Here is a 14,983-nt window from a genome sequence, read left to right as displayed (position 1 = left end):
GCGGCGTAAAACGCCGCCGCGCCATCGCGCAAGTGGTTACAGGTTTGGCGCGAGCGCGCGCTCGAGCACGCTGCGTTCTTCGCCGCGGCGCGCCACCATATCGTCCAACTGGTCCTCGCCGATCTTGCCGACCGAGAAATACGTCGACTCCGGATGCGCCAGGTAGAAACCGCTCACCGAAGCGGCCGGTGTCATCGCCAGCGAGTCGGTGATGCCCATGCCGATCTCGGCAGCGTTGAGGAACTCGAACATCGGCGCCTTGACCGTATGCTCCGGGCAGGCCGGATAGCCCGGTGCCGGACGGATGCCGCGATAGGTCTCGGCGATCAGTTGCTCGTTGGTCAGCACTTCGCCAGCGTCATAGCCCCACAGGTCGCGGCGCACGCGCTCGTGCAGGCATTCGGCAAAGGCTTCGGCCAGGCGGTCGGCCAGCGACTTCAGCATGATCGCGCTGTAGTCGTCATGGTCGGCCTCGAACTGGGCTTCCTTCTTGTCCACGCCAATGCCGGCGGTGACAGCGAACACGCCAATGTAGTCGGCGATGCCGCTGTCCTTGGGCGCGACGAAGTCGGCCAGGCAACGGTTGGGGCGCATCACGCCATCGATCACCGGGCGCTCGCTTTGCTGGCGCAGGTTGTGCCAGGTCAGCGCGACCTGGCTGCGGGTCTCGTCGGTGTAGATCTCGATGTCGTCGTCGTTGACGGCATTGGCCGGCAGCAGGGCCAGCACGCCGTTGGCCGTCAGCCAGCGGCCCTGGATCAGGCGCGACAACATGGCCTTGCCGTCCGAGAACACGCGGCGGGCGGATTCGCCGACGATCTCGTCATTGAGGATGTCGGGGAATTTGCCGGCCAGGTCCCATGTCTGGAAGAACGGGGCCCAGTCGATATAGTTGGCGAGCTCCGTGAGGTCGTAGTTGCGGAAGATGCGCCGGCCGATGAATTTCGGCTTGGGCGGCACGTAGGCGCTCCAGTCCACCGGCGTCTTGTTGGCGCGGGCCTTGGCCAGCGACACCATTGGCGTGGCCTTCTTGTTGGCGTGCTGGTGGCGGATGCGTTCGTAGTCGGTCTTCAGCTCGTCCAGGTACCTGGCGGCGCCATCGTCGGACAGCAGGCTGGACGCCACGCTGACCGAGCGCGATGCGTCCGGCACGTAGACCACGGGGCCTTCGTAGTGGGGCGCGATCTTGACCGCGGTGTGCACGCGCGAGGTGGTGGCGCCGCCGATCAGCAGCGGGATCTTCTTGATGCGGAAGTAGTCGTCGCGCTGCATCTCGGAGGCGACGTAGGCCATTTCCTCAAGTGACGGCGTGATCAGCCCGGACAGGCCGACGATGTCAGCGCCCTCGACCTTGGCGCGCGCCAGGATCTCGTTGCACGGGACCATCACGCCCATGTTGACCACTTCGAAGTTATTGCACTGGAGCACCACCGAGACGATGTTCTTGCCGATGTCGTGCACGTCGCCCTTGACGGTGGCGATGACGATCTTGCCGCGTGCCTTGACGTCGCCGCCCGCCTCGGCCAGCAAGCGCTTTTCTTCCTCGATGTAGGGCAACAGGTGAGCCACGGCCTGCTTCATCACGCGGGCGCTCTTGACCACCTGCGGCAGGAACATCTTGCCGGCGCCGAACAGGTCGCCCACGATGTTCATGCCATCCATCAGCGGGCCTTCGATCACCTCGATCGTGCGGCCGCCGCGCGCTTCGACCTGCTGGCGCACTTCCTCGGTGTCTTCCACGATGAAGGTGGTCAGGCCATGCACCAGCGCATGCGACAGGCGGTCGGCCACCGGCACCGGGTTCTCCGGGGTGCCGCGCCACAGCAGGTTTTCCTCTTTCTTCGCGCCACCGCCCTTGTAGCGGTCGGCGATCTCCAGCAGGCGGTCGGTGCTGTCCTCGCGACGGTTGAGCACCACGTCCTCCACGCGCTCGCGCAGCTCGGCGTCGAGCTGGTCGTACACGCCGAGCTGGCCGGCGTTGACGATGCCCATGTCCATGCCCGCCTTGATGGCGTGGTACAGGAACACGGTGTGGATGGCTTCGCGCACCGCGTCGTTGCCGCGGAACGAAAACGATACGTTGGACACGCCGCCGCTGACCTTGGCGTATGGCAGGTTCTGCTTGATCCATGCGGTGGCTTCGATGAAGTCCACCGCGTAGTTGTTGTGCTCTTCGATGCCGGTCGCCACCGCGAAGATGTTCGGGTCGAAGATGATGTCTTCGGGCGGGAAGCCGACTTCATTGACCAGGATGTCGTAGCTGCGCTTGCAGATCTCGGTCTTGCGGGCAAAGGTGTCGGCCTGGCCCTGCTCGTCGAAGGCCATCACCACGGACGCGGCGCCGTAGCGGCGGATCAGCTCGGCGTGATGGCGGAACTGTTCCTCACCTTCCTTGAGCGAGATCGAGTTGACCACGGGCTTGCCCTGCACGCATTTCAGGCCGGCCTCGATCACTTCCCACTTGGACGAGTCCAGCATGATGGGCACGCGCGCGATATCGGGCTCGGAGGCGATCAGGTTGAGGAACCTCACCATGGCCGCCTTGGAGTCCAGCATGGCTTCGTCCATGTTGATGTCGATGATCTGCGCGCCGTTCTCGACCTGCTGGCGGGCGACCACCAGCGCATCGTCGAACTGGCCGTTCAGGATCATGCGGGCGAAGGCCTTGGAGCCGGTGACGTTGGTGCGCTCGCCGACGTTGACGAAGAGCGTGTCTTCATCGATGGTGAAAGGCTCGAGGCCGGACAGGCGCATCGGACGCGGCGGCAGGGTATCGTTGGTCATGGCTTGATCTTGTTCTGTGGGCTCGCGATGCGAGTTCAGGCGGCGTCGCGGTACTGGCCGGGCCAGGTGCGCGGCTTCTTGCTGGCCACGCGCTCGGCAATGGCGGCGATATGCTCGGGCGTGGTGCCGCAGCAGCCGCCCACCAGGTTCACCAGGCCGGACGTCGCAAACTCTTCCACCAGCGACGACGTGACCTCCGGGGTTTCGTCAAAGCCGGTATCGCTCATCGGGTTGGGCAGGCCGGCGTTCGGATAGCACGACACAGCCGCGTCGCAGATCTTGGCCAGCTCGGCAATGTAGGGGCGCATCAACGTGGCGCCGAGCGCGCAGTTCAGGCCGAAGGTGATCGGGCGGGCGTGGCGCAGGCTGTTCCAGAAGGCTTCCACCGTCTGGCCGGAGAGAATGCGCCCGGAGGCGTCGGTGACCGTGCCCGAGATCATCACGGGCAAGCGCTCGCCGGTGTCTTCGAACAGCTGGTCGATGGCGAACAGCGCGGCCTTGGCATTGAGCGTATCGAAGATGGTTTCCACCAGGAACACGTCGGCACCGCCTTCCAGCAGACCCTTGCCCTGCTCGTAGTACGAGCAGCGCAGCTCTTCGAAGGTCACGTTGCGCGCGCCCGGGTCGTTCACGTCCGGCGAGATGCTCGCGGTCTTGGGCGTGGGGCCGAAGGCGCCGGCCACGAAGCGCGGCTTGTCGGGCGTGCTGTACTTGTCGCAGGCCTCGCGCGCCAGCCGGGCGGCAACAACGTTCATCTCGTAGGCCAGGTCCGCCATCTTGTAGTCTTCCTGGGCCACGCCCGTCGCACCAAATGTATTGGTCTCGATCAGGTCGGCGCCGGCAGCCAGGTATTGCTCGTGGATCTCGCTGATGACCTGCGGGCGGCTTAGCAGCAGCAGTTCGTTATTGCCCTTGACGTCGACATGGTGCCCGGCGAAACGCTCGCCGCGGTAATCCGCCTCGGTCAGCTTGTAGCGCTGGATCATGGTGCCCATGGCACCATCCAGGATCAGGATGCGCTCGCGCAGCAGGGCCGGCAGGTTGGCCGCCCGGGTGTAGGGACGCGCGGGAGGAAGCGAGGCGGAACGTGGGGCGGCGCTCATGTGGGGCTCGACAGCAAGAGAAAAGACTGCGATTTTATCAGTTACATCAATGGTTTGCGGAATAACGGCAGCATCCGGGCGGTGCAGCCAGCGGCGCTCGCGGGTTGCCGCGCGGCACCGCCCGGCCCTACACTGGGGCACATTCACCCTCATTCCCATCAACGGAAAGCCTTGCCCATGCAACACCTCAGCCCCGGCGACGCGCAAACGCTCCTCAGCGAGTCGCCCGATGCGCTCTTCATCGATTGCCGCAGCGAAATGGAGTACCTGTTCGTTGGGCACCCCAAGGGGGCACACAACGTGCCCTGGAACGATGGCCCCGACTGGGAGGTGAACCCGCATTTCGTGCAGTCGGTGAAGAAGCTCGCGGGCCAGGCGTCGGCGCGCCCGGTGCTGCTGATCTGCCGCAGCGGCAACCGCTCGACGGCCGCCGCGCGAGCCCTGGAGGGCGCCGGGTTTTCCACCGTCTACAACGTGCTGCATGGCTTCGAGGGCGACCTCGACGCCGAGCGCCATCGCAATACGCTCAACGGCTGGCGCCATGCCGGGCTGCCCTGGGAACAGTATTGAATGACCGGAAGCTGGCCGGGAACGTATCCTGAAAGCCCGATGCCTGATAGCAAGAAGCCCGCGCGGTGCGCGGGCTTCTTGCTATTTCCTCCGTGGCTTGGCTTGCCGGCCCGTCACGCGACGCAAAGCTGGCAAAGGCACCGCGGAGCCTAGTGCATCACTAGCGGGTGAATCATCACTGTATCGAACTTGCCAAGGAAATCATCCACCTCTTCCACCGACGGCTCGCTTTCGATCAGACGCGTCACGTCCGCACGAAAGCTCTCGGCCATCTGGCCACCGAGGAAAATCTCGCGCTTCAGGTTCTTGTCCACGATTTCATAGCCGCCAGAGGCAAGAGGCGCATGCTCGACATCCGCACCAAACTCGACAATGCAGTAATTGTCGCTGTTGTAGATCATTTGCATGGCATACCTCCTGGCTGTCATGGGTCGAGCGGCGGGCGACTGATTATTTCGATAACCGGCACACTGGCCAGTTGCCCACCGCGATTTCTCCTCCAAGCTGAGGGTGTTTGCCGTGTTTTCAAGTTCTGCTTCGGCAAACCGCAGGTTTTACGCGTTCCCTCACTACATTGGGCAACGGCCATCCCAGCAAGTTCTTGAGTTTGGTGGGAAAGCGATCGCCCGCTGTTCTGCCCTGAGCGCCAAGGTTCGTCTCAGGGTACATCGCACTGTGCGCCGCAAGCCGCATTGCCAAGGAAAGCATCCAGCACGGCATGAAAGCGTTCTGCCTGCTCGATATGGGCAAGGTGCGCGGCGTGAGGCAGGATTTCGAGCCGGGCACCGGGAATGGCGCCAGCAATCTCGCGTGCCATCGCCGGTGGCGCCCCCAGGTCCTCCTCGCCGGCCACTACCAGAGTAGGACAATGAATCCGCGAAATCGCCCCGGCCAGGTCAAATGCCATGATGGCTTGGCACGTTCCGACGTACCCGTGCACGGGCGTGGCCAGCAGCATCTCGCGCACGCGGGCCACCTCCTGCGGATGCGCCCCCCGGAATGCCGCGCTGAACCAGCGCTGCATGGTGCTGTCGGCAACGCCCGCCATGCCGTGCGCTTCCACATGGCCGATGCGCTCATGCCACATCGGGTGGACATCCAGCGGCGTGCGGTTGACGGTCGCGGCCAAGGTCAACGACAGCAAGCGCTCGGGATGGCGCACGGCCGCGGTCTGGCCAATCATGCCGCCCACCGAGACCCCGACGAAATGCGCGGCCGGCACCTCCATCACATCCATCAGGCAGGCCGCGTCGTCGGCCAGGCGGATCATCGAGTAGGCGCCGATCGGCGCATCGCTCTGGCCGTGCCCGCGCAGGTCGTAGCGCAGCACGCGATAACGCGGCGCCAGGTGGCGCGCCGTGGCATCCCACAAGGTGTGATTGGCACCCAGCGCATGCGCCAGGACCACCCAGGGGCCGTCGCCCCCGTCGATGCGCACGTGCAGGCTGATATCGCCCACGCGCACGCGGCGGGTCTCGGATGGTGGCAGGGTGGCGCTCATGACGGGTCTCCGGATGTTGGTGAAAACACGGTGAACCACAGCGGCGGCCGATGCCGCAGCTGGCGGATGGCTTGAGGACGGCTTGCGGGCGGGCTTACGTCGGCCTGAAAACAGCTTGCAGGCTCAGCGCAGCGGTTCGCTGTCGCGATAAACGAGCTCGATCTGCGTGCCATCGGGCTCCGTCTGCCGCAGCTTCACTGGCATCCACTGCAGCGACTGCGCCAGCCACACTTCCACGCGCCGACGATCATTGGCATGGCGCGGCAGCCGCACGAAGTGCTTGGCCCGCACCAGGCCATGGCCAGTATCCACGTCCTCTTCCCCCACATACTGCACCTGCATGGGCTCCAGGTCACGCGTATCCGCCACATCGAAGGTTTCCGTCACGCCCGGCGTGGCGTAGCGCTGCGGATTGCCCCGCACCAGCCCCACCATTTGCAGGAACACGCTGAAACGGTCCTGGCCAGCGGCCGGCAGCGGCTCCTGCTTGCCGCGCCCCTCGAAGACGAGCATGCCGGCAGCGCGATCGAAGCGAGCCGCCTCGACACGGTTACGGCGGCTCTCCTCATAGCGCTCGGGCGCGAGGCCGCGCTCGTCGAGCGCGCCGGTGCTGTGAAAGGCAAAGCGGAACCACAACACCCGTGTCTCCACCGCGAGCTGGTAGTGCGCGCCGTCATGCTGCCAGCGGATCAGGCCATCCGGGTTCTGCACGCCATTGACGAAGCTGGCGTAGTGCAGCAGCGTGGATGGGGGCGCCGCGTAGCGAACGTTGTCAGGGGGCGCCGCGGCCGGCGCGGACGCGGGTGCCGCACTGCTCCCGGCGCCGCCAGCGGCGCTCGCCATGGAAGGGCCGGCACCAGGCGTGGCAAGCAGCGCCGGCGCCTCAGGGGCGGCTGGGGCTGCAACCGGGGGCTCAGGCGTGGGGGTGATCGTGGGCTCGACGCGCGCCGCCGGAGGCCGCTTTGGCGCGGCCGGGGCCGGGCGTGGCGGCGCGACGGGTGCCGGTGGCGCCGGCGGCGGCAGCAGGATGGCTTCGAGCGGCGGCGGCGCGGTCGGGTCCCGCGGCAACCCGGGCATATGCAGCAGGCCCAGCACCGCCAGCAGGTGGGCGGCCAGCACCAGCGCAAGCGCAACCGCCCAGCGCAGGCGGCGCGAGGTCGGCTTACGGGTGAGGGCCGTTCGGCCCGCTCGTCGGGCTGCCACCAAGATAACCAAGCTCCGAAGAAATCTGCCGGGCAATATCGCGCACATGACGATCGACCGTACCACCCCATTCTGCATCGAATACGCTCTGCGCGCCCAGCACGATCAGCGCCATCGCCACGTGACCGTTGGCATCGAACACCGGCATCGAAAACGCATTGATGCCCGGCAGCACGCCACCCTTCACCCGCGCCGCGCCGTGGGCGCGAACGTCTTCGCAGACCACGTCATAGTCGGCCAGCGAGCGCGGCAGGTCCGGAATATCGTCATGGCCGCGCTCCGCCAGTTCCCGTTCGACCAGCGGGCGCGTCTGTTGTTTCGGCAGGTAGGCGCCGTACAGCCTGCCGGTGGCGGAGTTGAGCATGGGCATCACGTCGCCCAGGCGCAGGCTGACCGTGACCGGGTGGCTGGATTCTTCCCAGTGCACGATGGTCGGGCCGTGGTTGCCCCAGACGGCGATGCCGATGGTCTGGTCCATCTCGTCGCGCAACTGCGACAGGATCGGGCGGGCCTTCTTGACAGGATCAAGCCGATTGAGGCCGGCGAGGCCCAGTTGCAGCGCGAACGGCCCGAGGTCGTAGCGCCCGCCAACCGGGTCCTGCATCACCATGCCGAGCCGCTGGAAGCTGACCAGGTAGCGATGCGCCTTGGCCGGATTCATGTCGGCGGCGGCGGCGAGGTCGCGCAGCATCATGGCGCGCGGCGATGCCGCCAGCGCCTGCAGCAGCTTGAAGCCAACCTCGATCGACTGGATGCCGGAACGCAACTTGGAATCGTCTTCTTCAGGTTCAGTCATGCGGCAACGGGGGGCAAGAAATTGAAAAAGAATTGCATTAATCACACGTACCGGCTGCGCGCACGCAAAGCAATCATGCCGCCCGGCCCATAAATTTACTATAGCGAAATCGATTTACCAATTTTTAAACCGTCGGTAGACTTTGAGCGCACCTTTGAGCGCACATATACAGGTCGGGGCGAATCGATATCTTCGGCACCGGCCAATACCGGCGCGGGCATGCCGCCATCCAATCCAGATGGCGCGGCGCGGCCGCTTTCTACAGGAGACGAAGATGACCCGCCTTTCCCCCGTCGGCCAACGCCCCGCCCTGCAAGCATGGCGCGCCTGCGCTGCGCCGCTGCTAGCCGCGCTGACGCTGGGCGCCGCCGCGTTCCAGCCCGCCTGCGCCGCCGACAACTGGCCCGCCCAGCCGATCCGCTGGGTCGTGCCCTATCCGGCGGGAGGCGGCACCGACGTCGTGGCGCGCACGCTGGGCCAGGCCATCACGCCGGCGCTGGGCCAGCAGGTGGTGATCGACAACCGCCCGGGCGCGGCCACCATCGTCGGCGCCGACGCGGTAGCGCATGGCAAGCCCGATGGCTACACGCTGCTGACCGCCGATACCGCCACCCTGGCGGCCAACCCGTCGCTGTACAAGAAGCTGCCCTACAACGCCGACAAGGACTTCGTGCATGTGGGGATGGTGGCGCGCTTTGCGCTGATCCTGGTGGCAACGCCGAACTTCCCGGCGCGCACGCTCAAGGAAGCCATCGAATACGTGCAGAAGAACCCCGGCAAGGTGAATTTCGCCTCGCCGGGCGCGGGCAGCCCGCACCACCTGGCCATGGAGTTGTTCATGGACCAGACCAAGACCAGGATGACCCACGTGCCCTACAAGGGCGCCGCGCCGGCGGTGCAGGACCTGCTCGCCGGCCAGGTCGAACTGATGTTCCTTGACCTCGCCTCCGGCCAGCAGAACGTGGCGGCCGGGAAGGTACGCGCGCTGGGCGTGGCCACGCCCAGGCGCCTGACGGCGCTGCCTGCGGTGCCGACGGTGGCCGAAGCCGGCGTGCCCGGCTTCGAAGCCTATGCCTGGCAAGGCGTGGTGGCGCCGGCCGGCACCCCCAAGCCGGTGGTGACCCGCCTGAACGCCGAGCTGGTGAAGGCGCTCAAGAGCGCCGACGTGCAGAAGCGCTTCGAAGGCATCGGCGTGGAGCCGGTCTCCAGCACGCCCGAGGAGTTCGCGCAGTACGCGCATGCCGAAGCCGAGCGCTGGGGCAAGCTGATCAAGGCCAAGGGCATCACGGTAGACTAGCGGGCTGCTTTTTCAGCATTTCCGCTTTTTCCGCTTGATCTGCTTTTTTCCTAACGCACCGCATACATGAAACTCGCCACCCTCAAGGACGGCTCGCGCGACGGCCAGCTCGTGGTTGTCTCGCGCGACCTGAAGACCGCCCACTACGTCAACGATGTCGCCGGCAAGCTCCAGACCGTGCTGGATGACTGGAACTTCTACGCGCCGCAACTGCAGGACGTCTACGATGCCCTGAACGCGGGCCGCGCGCGCCACCCCTTCGCCTTCGACCCCAGGGCGTGCATGGCGCCGCTGCCGCGCGCCTACCAGTGGGCCGACGGCTCCGCCTACGTCAACCACGTGGAACTGGTGCGCCGCGCGCGCGGTGCCGAGATGCCGCCGGAGTTCTGGACCGATCCGCTCATGTACCAGGGCGGCTCCGACGACATGATCGGCCCGCATGACGATATCGTGTGCGCCAGCGAAACCTTCGGCATCGACTTCGAGGCCGAGGTCGCCGTCATCACCGGCGACGTGAAGATGGGCGCCAAGCCCGAGCAGGCCGCCGACGCCATCCGGCTGATCATGCTGGCCAACGATGTATCCCTGCGCAACCTGATCCCCGCCGAACTGGGCAAGGGCTTCGGCTTCTTCCAGAGCAAGCCGGCTACCGCCTTCTCGCCGGTAGCTGTCACGCCCGACGAACTGGGCGAAGCCTGGCGCGAGCGCCGCGTGCACCTGCCGATGACCGTCCACTGGAACAGCAAGAAGGTGGGCGCGCCCGACTGCGGCACCGACATGGTGTTCGATTTCGGCCAGCTCATCGCCCATATCTGCAAGACGCGCAATGTGCGCGCAGGCAGCATCGTCGGCTCGGGCACCATCTCCAACGTCGACCGCAGCAAGGGCTACTGCTGCATCGCCGAGAAGCGCATGCTGGAGATCATCGACGGCGGCCAGCCGGTCACCGGCTTCATGAAGTTCGGCGACGCGGTCAAGATCGAGATGTTCGATGCGCAAGGCCGCTCGGTGTTCGGCGCGATCGACCAGCTGGTGTCGGCGAAGGGCTGAAGCTGAAGCTGAGGGAAACGCCGCGGGCCACGCTGCTTGCCGCTGGCCGCGCGGCGATGGGAGTGCTTATAATTGACCGACCGAACGGTTGGCTAATTGCCATCGACTGCGCCAGGCAGCCACCGGCGGCGACCCGGGCCGTTTTTCGCGGCCCGGCCCCCACGCGTCACCAAGGAATGGCCCCGGCCATCGCTGCCTCATGACCGCAATCCCTCCGCAAGCGCCCACGCCTTCGTCCACCCCGATCTCGTCCGGCACGGACAACGTGGACGACGCGCCGTTGTCGCCACGCTACGATCGCTACCAGGCGCTGACCCTGCGCCGGCATGGCCCCATCCTCGAGATCGTGATGGGTGCGCAACAGTCCGCCAACCGCAAGCTGGCCACAGCCGATGCCAATATGCACCGCGAGCTGGCCGAGATCTGGCGCGACGTGTCGGCCGACCCGGACGTGCGCGTGGCGCTGATCCGCGGCGAAGGCAAAGGCTTTTCGGCCGGCGGCGACCTGTCCCTGGTGGAAGACATGGCCAACGATTTCGCCACCCGCACCCGCGTGTGGCACGAGGCCCGGGACCTGGTCTACAACGTGATCAATTGCGACAAGCCGATCGTGTCGGCCATGCACGGCCCGGCGGTCGGCGCTGGGCTGGTGGCCGGCCTGCTGGCCGATATCTCGATCGCGGCCAGGACCGCGCGCATTGTCGATGGCCATACGCGCCTGGGCGTGGCGGCGGGGGACCATGCCGCAATCGTGTGGCCCCTGCTGTGCGGGATGGCCAAGGCCAAGTACTATCTGATGCTGTGCGAGTCGGTGAGCGGCGAAGAGGCCGAGCGCATCGGGCTGGTGTCGCTGACCGTGGACGAAGAGGAACTGGTCGAGCGCGCCTTCGACGTGGCGCGCCGGCTGGCCGCCGGGTCGCAGACGGCGATCCGCTGGACCAAGTACGCACTGAATAACTGGCTGCGCATGGCGGGCCCCTCGTTCGATGCCTCGCTGGCGCTGGAATTCATGGGCTTTGCCGGCCCCGATGTGCAGGAAGGCGTAGCCAGCCTGCGGCAAAAGCGGCCGCCGCAGTTCGAGTAACACATGTAGTTCCGATCAATGCAGTTCCGCAGCCGGCGCCGCCGGCTGCCGACCCCCGGAGGCGAGACCATGTTCGGCCAGATTCCAGATTTCACCAACGGCTTCGAGTTCCTCCGCAAGATGTGGGGCAGCGCCGCCGGCATGCCGGGCGGCCTGATGCCTGGCCTGCAGGCCATGACCCCACCGATGAACCTGGAGGACGTCGACAAGCGCATCCATGACCTCAAGGCCGTGGAAGGCTGGCTGCAGCTCAACACCAACCTGCTGCGCACCACCATCCAGGGCCTGGAGGTGCAGCGCGCCACGCTGGTGGCGCTGCAGACCATCGGCACCGCGCTCTCGCCGGAGGCGATGCAAAGCGCAATGGAAAACGTGGCGCGCGCGGCCGGCTCGCCCAGCGCGGCGCCCTACCAGCAACCCGCCGAGCCCCCTGCGGCCAGGCGTGTCTGGCCCGAGCCTACGGTCGAGGAAAACGAGGACGAGGAAGACAACGGCCCCGATGCGCCCGAAGCCGGCCAGGCGCAAGAGCCGGCCGCAGCATCCGGCCACGCTGCCGGCCCGGGTGACGCCGCCCCGCCGGATGCCAGCCTGTGGTGGGATGTGCTGCAGCAGCAGTTCAACCAGATCGCCAGCAGCGCCGCCACCGCCAGCATGTCGCCGTTTGGTAATCTCGGCAACCTGGGCGCCTTTGGCATGCCGGGCATGCCCGGCACGCCCGCGCCCGAAGCCGCGCCTGCGCCCTCCCCCGCTCCCGCCGCCAGGCCGGAAGGCAAGGCGCCTGCCAACAAGGCCAGGCCGGCCCACCAGCCAGCCAGCAAGGCAGCCGGCAAGGCAGCCGGGGCCAAGCCGGCCGCCAAACCCGCGCCCAAAGCCACACGTCCGGCCAGCAAGAAATCCGCGGCGGCCAAGCCCGCCGAGCCGCAAGGCAGCGCCAACGGCTCGGCCGATACTTCCGGCGAGCCGTCCTGAGCCTGAGCCGCGCCTGGCCACGCGACACCAGGGGAACCCCGTGATCCAACTTCGGAGCCGACGCCTGCAGTGAAGACCACCTCGCTGATCATGATGGGCGGCGGCGCCCGCGCCGCCTACCAGGCCGGTGTATTGCGCGGCCTCGCGCGCATCGCCGCGCAGCACGGCCGCGATCGTGGCCGCATTCCCTTCGACATCATCTGCGGCACGTCGGCCGGCGCCATCAACGGCGCCGGCATGGCGATCAACGCGGCCAACTTCCGCACCGCGGCCGATAGCCTGGCCGCGCTGTGGAGCGGCATCCATGCCGAGGACGTTTACCGCACCGGCATCGTCGGCGTGGGCGCATCCGGCGCGCAGTGGCTCTCCGCGCTGGCCTTCGGCTGGGCCATCCGGCGCGCGCCGCGGGCGCTGTTCGACAACGCGCCGCTGGGCGGCCTGCTCGGCGAACTGTTCGACCCCGAGCGGGTGCAGGCCAGCCTGGACGCCGGCGACCTCCAGGCCTTTGCCGTGACGGCGCTGTCCTATACCACCGGGCGCCACGTCACTTTCTACCAGTCACACCGCCGCATCCATCCGTGGCACCGCAGCCAGCGGCTGGCCGTGGAAGCCAGGATCGGCGTGGACCACCTCCTGGCGTCGTCCTCCATCCCCTTCCTGTTCCCCGCGCTGCCGCTGGAACTCGAAGGCCACCACGAGTGGTTCGGCGATGGCACCATGCGCCAGATGTCGCCCCTGTCGCCGGCTATCCACCTGGGCGCGTCTCGCATCCTGGCCATCGGCGCGGCCTCCCGCCAGCGTCCCGGCTGGTTCGACACCGTGCCGGCCGGCGGCTACCCGTCGCTGGCGCAGGTGGGCGGCCAGGCCCTGGCCAGCATCTTCCTTGACGGGCTCAGCGCTGACCTGGAACGGCTGCAGCACATCAACAGCCTGCTCTCGCGCATGCCGGAGATCGCCAACGACCGCGAAGGCTGGCGCCCGGTGCAGGTGATGACGATCTCGCCCAGCGAGCCCATCGAGTCCATTGCCGCGACGCATGTGCAACAGCTGCCCCGCACCGTGCGCGCCCTGCTGACGCCGTTGGGCGGCACCGAAGCGCGCGGCGCGGCCTTTGCCAGCTACCTGCTGTTCGAGCCCGAGTTCACCCAGGCCCTGATCGACCTGGGCGAGAAAGACGCCTTGGCGCAACAGCACGAACTCGCGGCGTTCCTCTATGATGTGATCCCGCCCGATGATGGCGACGACACGAACGCAACGCCCGCGCGGACGGTTACACTTGATGTCGAACCACCCGCCGGTGTGACGGCCTGACTTAAGGGCACAACAGGCTCGCCGCATCGCCGGACTTGGTGCAGAGCAACGCATAGCGCTCTTTTTCGCACGAATAAAAGCAGGGAAAGGCGCGATATTCGCCCATAAATTGGGCATCGTGCGGGTTCAGCCGCAAACACCCCCTTCCTTTGCGCTTAAAAAGGGCATTGGGAATAATTCGCATCTGGTAGAATCTGCCCGTAATTTCAAAGGCTTACCATGCTCTACCCCGAACTGTTCAAATCGCTGGAAGCGGTACGTTGGCACATGGACAAGGACATCCCCTGGGATTCCTTCGACCCGAGCCTGCTCACTGACGACCAGGCCAAGACGATCCGCATGAATGCCATCACGGAATGGTCGGCCCTGCCCGCCACCGAGATGTTCCTGCGCGACAACCGCCACGATTCCGACTTTTCGGCCTTCATGAGCATCTGGTTCTTTGAAGAGCAGAAGCATTCGCTGGTGTTGATGGAATACCTGCGCCGCTTCCGCCCGGACCTGGTGCCGACCGAAGAAGAACTGCACGCCGTGCGCTTCGAGTTCGACCCGGCCCCGCCGCTGGAAACCCTGATGCTGCATTTCTGCGGCGAGATCCGCCTCAACCACTGGTACCGCCGTGCCGCCGAATGGCACACCGAGCCGGTGATCAAGCAGATCTACCGCACCCTGTCGCAGGATGAAGCCCGCCACGGCGGCGCCTACCTGCGCTACATGAAGAAGTACCTGAACCAGTTCGGCGACAGCGCCCGCTCGGCCTTCGCCAAGATCGGCGTGCTGATGGCCTCTGCCCGCCGCACTGAAAAGCCGCTGCACCCGACCAACCTGCACGTCAACAAGGCGTTGTTCCCCAACGACACCATCCAGTCGCGCCTGCCGGACCCGGACTGGCTCGAGCACTGGCTCGACGAGCAGATCCGCTTCGACGAAGGCTGGGAGAAGAAGGTGATCGAGCGGATCCTGCACAATATGTCGCTGCTGTTCGAGCGCACTTTCGAGACCGTGCAGGATCTGAACCGGTATCGGAAGGAGTTGAATGTGCGGTTGCAGGCGGCGGGGGGTGCGCAGCCGGCGCAGGCATAAGGTTGGTTTTTTGGCTGGGGGGTGGTTTTGGCGCCTTCGGCGGGACGGGCCCCATCGGATGATGGGGTTTTGTTTTTTGGGGTGTTGGAATTTGAGTGGTGGTTGGTAGTTGCGGCAACGGCTACTGCAAAGTCAGCTTCGACTGCAACGGCTTGACGTCAAGGGCAACTACAACTTCAACTGCAGTTTCACCACCCCTGCGGGGCGGCGACCTACTTTTTTGTCTTGCCAA

Annotated in this window: 13 protein-coding genes; 7 read left to right on the top strand and 6 right to left on the bottom strand. The window is 66.2% G+C overall.

Features of this window, described 5'->3' with window-relative positions:
* Window positions 1–36: 36 nt before the first annotated feature.
* On the bottom strand, window positions 37–2,784 hold the full coding sequence (gene metH / locus AC1RWI_RS32410; protein ID WP_043342871.1) for a methionine synthase: 2,748 nt from the start codon (window positions 2,782–2,784) through the stop codon (window positions 37–39).
* 35 nt (window positions 2,785–2,819) lie between these two features.
* Entirely contained in the window at window positions 2,820–3,887 is a 1,068-nt protein-coding gene (locus tag AC1RWI_RS32405) for a homocysteine S-methyltransferase family protein (RefSeq protein ID WP_492870386.1), read from the bottom strand.
* A 177-nt stretch (window positions 3,888–4,064) separates the two neighbouring features.
* On the opposite strand from AC1RWI_RS32405, the gene AC1RWI_RS32400 reads away from it, so the two are divergent.
* Window positions 4,065–4,457 (top strand): rhodanese-like domain-containing protein, encoded by a 393-nt coding sequence (locus tag AC1RWI_RS32400; protein ID WP_006161304.1) that lies wholly within the window; start codon window positions 4,065–4,067, stop codon window positions 4,455–4,457.
* Window positions 4,458–4,606: 149 nt separating this feature from the next.
* Here the strand turns inward: AC1RWI_RS32400 and AC1RWI_RS32395 are convergent, their stop codons facing one another.
* The 4 genes from AC1RWI_RS32395 to AC1RWI_RS32380 all read right to left on the bottom strand — a co-directional run bounded on the left by AC1RWI_RS32395 (window position 4,607) and on the right by AC1RWI_RS32380 (window position 7,957).
* The gene (locus AC1RWI_RS32395) at window positions 4,607–4,864 is read right to left on the bottom strand and encodes a BTH_I0359 family protein (protein ID WP_006161303.1); all 258 of its coding nucleotides are present in this window, start codon (window positions 4,862–4,864) and stop codon (window positions 4,607–4,609) included.
* Window positions 4,865–5,115: 251 nt separating this feature from the next.
* Window positions 5,116–5,958 carry a 3-oxoadipate enol-lactonase gene (pcaD, locus tag AC1RWI_RS32390; protein WP_043342861.1) on the bottom strand — a complete coding sequence of 281 codons (843 nt, stop codon included), beginning with the start codon at window positions 5,956–5,958 and terminating at the stop codon, window positions 5,116–5,118.
* A gap of 123 nt (window positions 5,959–6,081) precedes the next feature.
* A complete protein-coding gene (locus AC1RWI_RS32385; RefSeq protein WP_330218497.1) occupies window positions 6,082–7,161 on the bottom strand; it encodes a DUF3108 domain-containing protein in 1,080 nt (359 codons plus the stop codon).
* On the bottom strand, window positions 7,121–7,957 hold the full coding sequence (locus AC1RWI_RS32380; RefSeq protein WP_043342856.1) for an IclR family transcriptional regulator: 837 nt from the start codon (window positions 7,955–7,957) through the stop codon (window positions 7,121–7,123). Before AC1RWI_RS32380 ends, AC1RWI_RS32385 begins: the two co-directional genes overlap by 41 nt.
* Window positions 7,958–8,231: 274 nt before the next feature.
* Between AC1RWI_RS32380 and AC1RWI_RS32375 the strand changes: the two genes are divergently transcribed.
* The 6 genes from AC1RWI_RS32375 (at window position 8,232) to AC1RWI_RS32350 (ending at window position 14,751) form a co-directional block, all read left to right on the top strand.
* Window positions 8,232–9,254 carry a Bug family tripartite tricarboxylate transporter substrate binding protein gene (locus AC1RWI_RS32375; RefSeq protein WP_492870385.1) on the top strand — a complete coding sequence of 341 codons (1,023 nt, stop codon included), beginning with the start codon at window positions 8,232–8,234 and terminating at the stop codon, window positions 9,252–9,254.
* Between the two features lie 66 nt (window positions 9,255–9,320).
* On the top strand, window positions 9,321–10,304 hold the full coding sequence (locus AC1RWI_RS32370) for a fumarylacetoacetate hydrolase family protein (protein ID WP_492870384.1): 984 nt from the start codon (window positions 9,321–9,323) through the stop codon (window positions 10,302–10,304).
* Between the two features lie 199 nt (window positions 10,305–10,503).
* Window positions 10,504–11,388, top strand: coding sequence for an enoyl-CoA hydratase/isomerase family protein (locus tag AC1RWI_RS32365; protein ID WP_419188869.1), 885 nt, complete (start codon window positions 10,504–10,506; stop codon window positions 11,386–11,388).
* A 69-nt stretch (window positions 11,389–11,457) separates the two neighbouring features.
* Window positions 11,458–12,357: a PhaM family polyhydroxyalkanoate granule multifunctional regulatory protein gene (locus tag AC1RWI_RS32360; RefSeq protein WP_492870382.1), complete on the top strand. Its 900-nt coding sequence runs from the start codon at window positions 11,458–11,460 to the stop codon at window positions 12,355–12,357.
* Between the two features lie 90 nt (window positions 12,358–12,447).
* Window positions 12,448–13,668: a patatin-like phospholipase family protein gene (locus AC1RWI_RS32355; RefSeq protein WP_419188877.1), complete on the top strand. Its 1,221-nt coding sequence runs from the start codon at window positions 12,448–12,450 to the stop codon at window positions 13,666–13,668.
* Window positions 13,669–13,887: 219 nt separating this feature from the next.
* Entirely contained in the window at window positions 13,888–14,751 is an 864-nt protein-coding gene (locus tag AC1RWI_RS32350) for a ferritin family protein (protein ID WP_043342844.1), read from the top strand.
* Window positions 14,752–14,983: the final 232 nt, after the last annotated feature.

Source organism: Cupriavidus sp. MPR-AND1C, assembly GCF_058809705.1.
Note: the sequence above shows the minus strand (reverse complement) of the source record. Positions and strands in the feature narration are given on the sequence as shown.

Bases quoted from the DNA above. Each gene is read 5' to 3' on its own strand.
- metH (WP_043342871.1), bottom strand. From the start codon at position 2,784: ATGACCAACGATACCCTGCCGCCGCGTCCGATGCGCCTGTCCGGCCTC.
- AC1RWI_RS32405 (WP_492870386.1), bottom strand. From the start codon at position 3,887: ATGAGCGCCGCCCCACGTTCCGCCTCGCTTCCTCCCGCGCGTCCCTAC.
- AC1RWI_RS32400 (WP_006161304.1), top strand. From the start codon at position 4,065: ATGCAACACCTCAGCCCCGGCGACGCGCAAACGCTCCTCAGCGAGTCG.
- AC1RWI_RS32395 (WP_006161303.1), bottom strand. From the start codon at position 4,864: ATGCAAATGATCTACAACAGCGACAATTACTGCATTGTCGAGTTTGGT.
- pcaD (WP_043342861.1), bottom strand. From the start codon at position 5,958: ATGAGCGCCACCCTGCCACCATCCGAGACCCGCCGCGTGCGCGTGGGC.
- AC1RWI_RS32380 (WP_043342856.1), bottom strand. From the start codon at position 7,957: ATGACTGAACCTGAAGAAGACGATTCCAAGTTGCGTTCCGGCATCCAG.
- AC1RWI_RS32375 (WP_492870385.1), top strand. From the start codon at position 8,232: ATGACCCGCCTTTCCCCCGTCGGCCAACGCCCCGCCCTGCAAGCATGG.
- AC1RWI_RS32370 (WP_492870384.1), top strand. From the start codon at position 9,321: ATGAAACTCGCCACCCTCAAGGACGGCTCGCGCGACGGCCAGCTCGTG.
- AC1RWI_RS32365 (WP_419188869.1), top strand. From the start codon at position 10,504: ATGACCGCAATCCCTCCGCAAGCGCCCACGCCTTCGTCCACCCCGATC.
- AC1RWI_RS32360 (WP_492870382.1), top strand. From the start codon at position 11,458: ATGTTCGGCCAGATTCCAGATTTCACCAACGGCTTCGAGTTCCTCCGC.
- AC1RWI_RS32355 (WP_419188877.1), top strand. From the start codon at position 12,448: ATGATGGGCGGCGGCGCCCGCGCCGCCTACCAGGCCGGTGTATTGCGC.
- AC1RWI_RS32350 (WP_043342844.1), top strand. From the start codon at position 13,888: ATGCTCTACCCCGAACTGTTCAAATCGCTGGAAGCGGTACGTTGGCAC.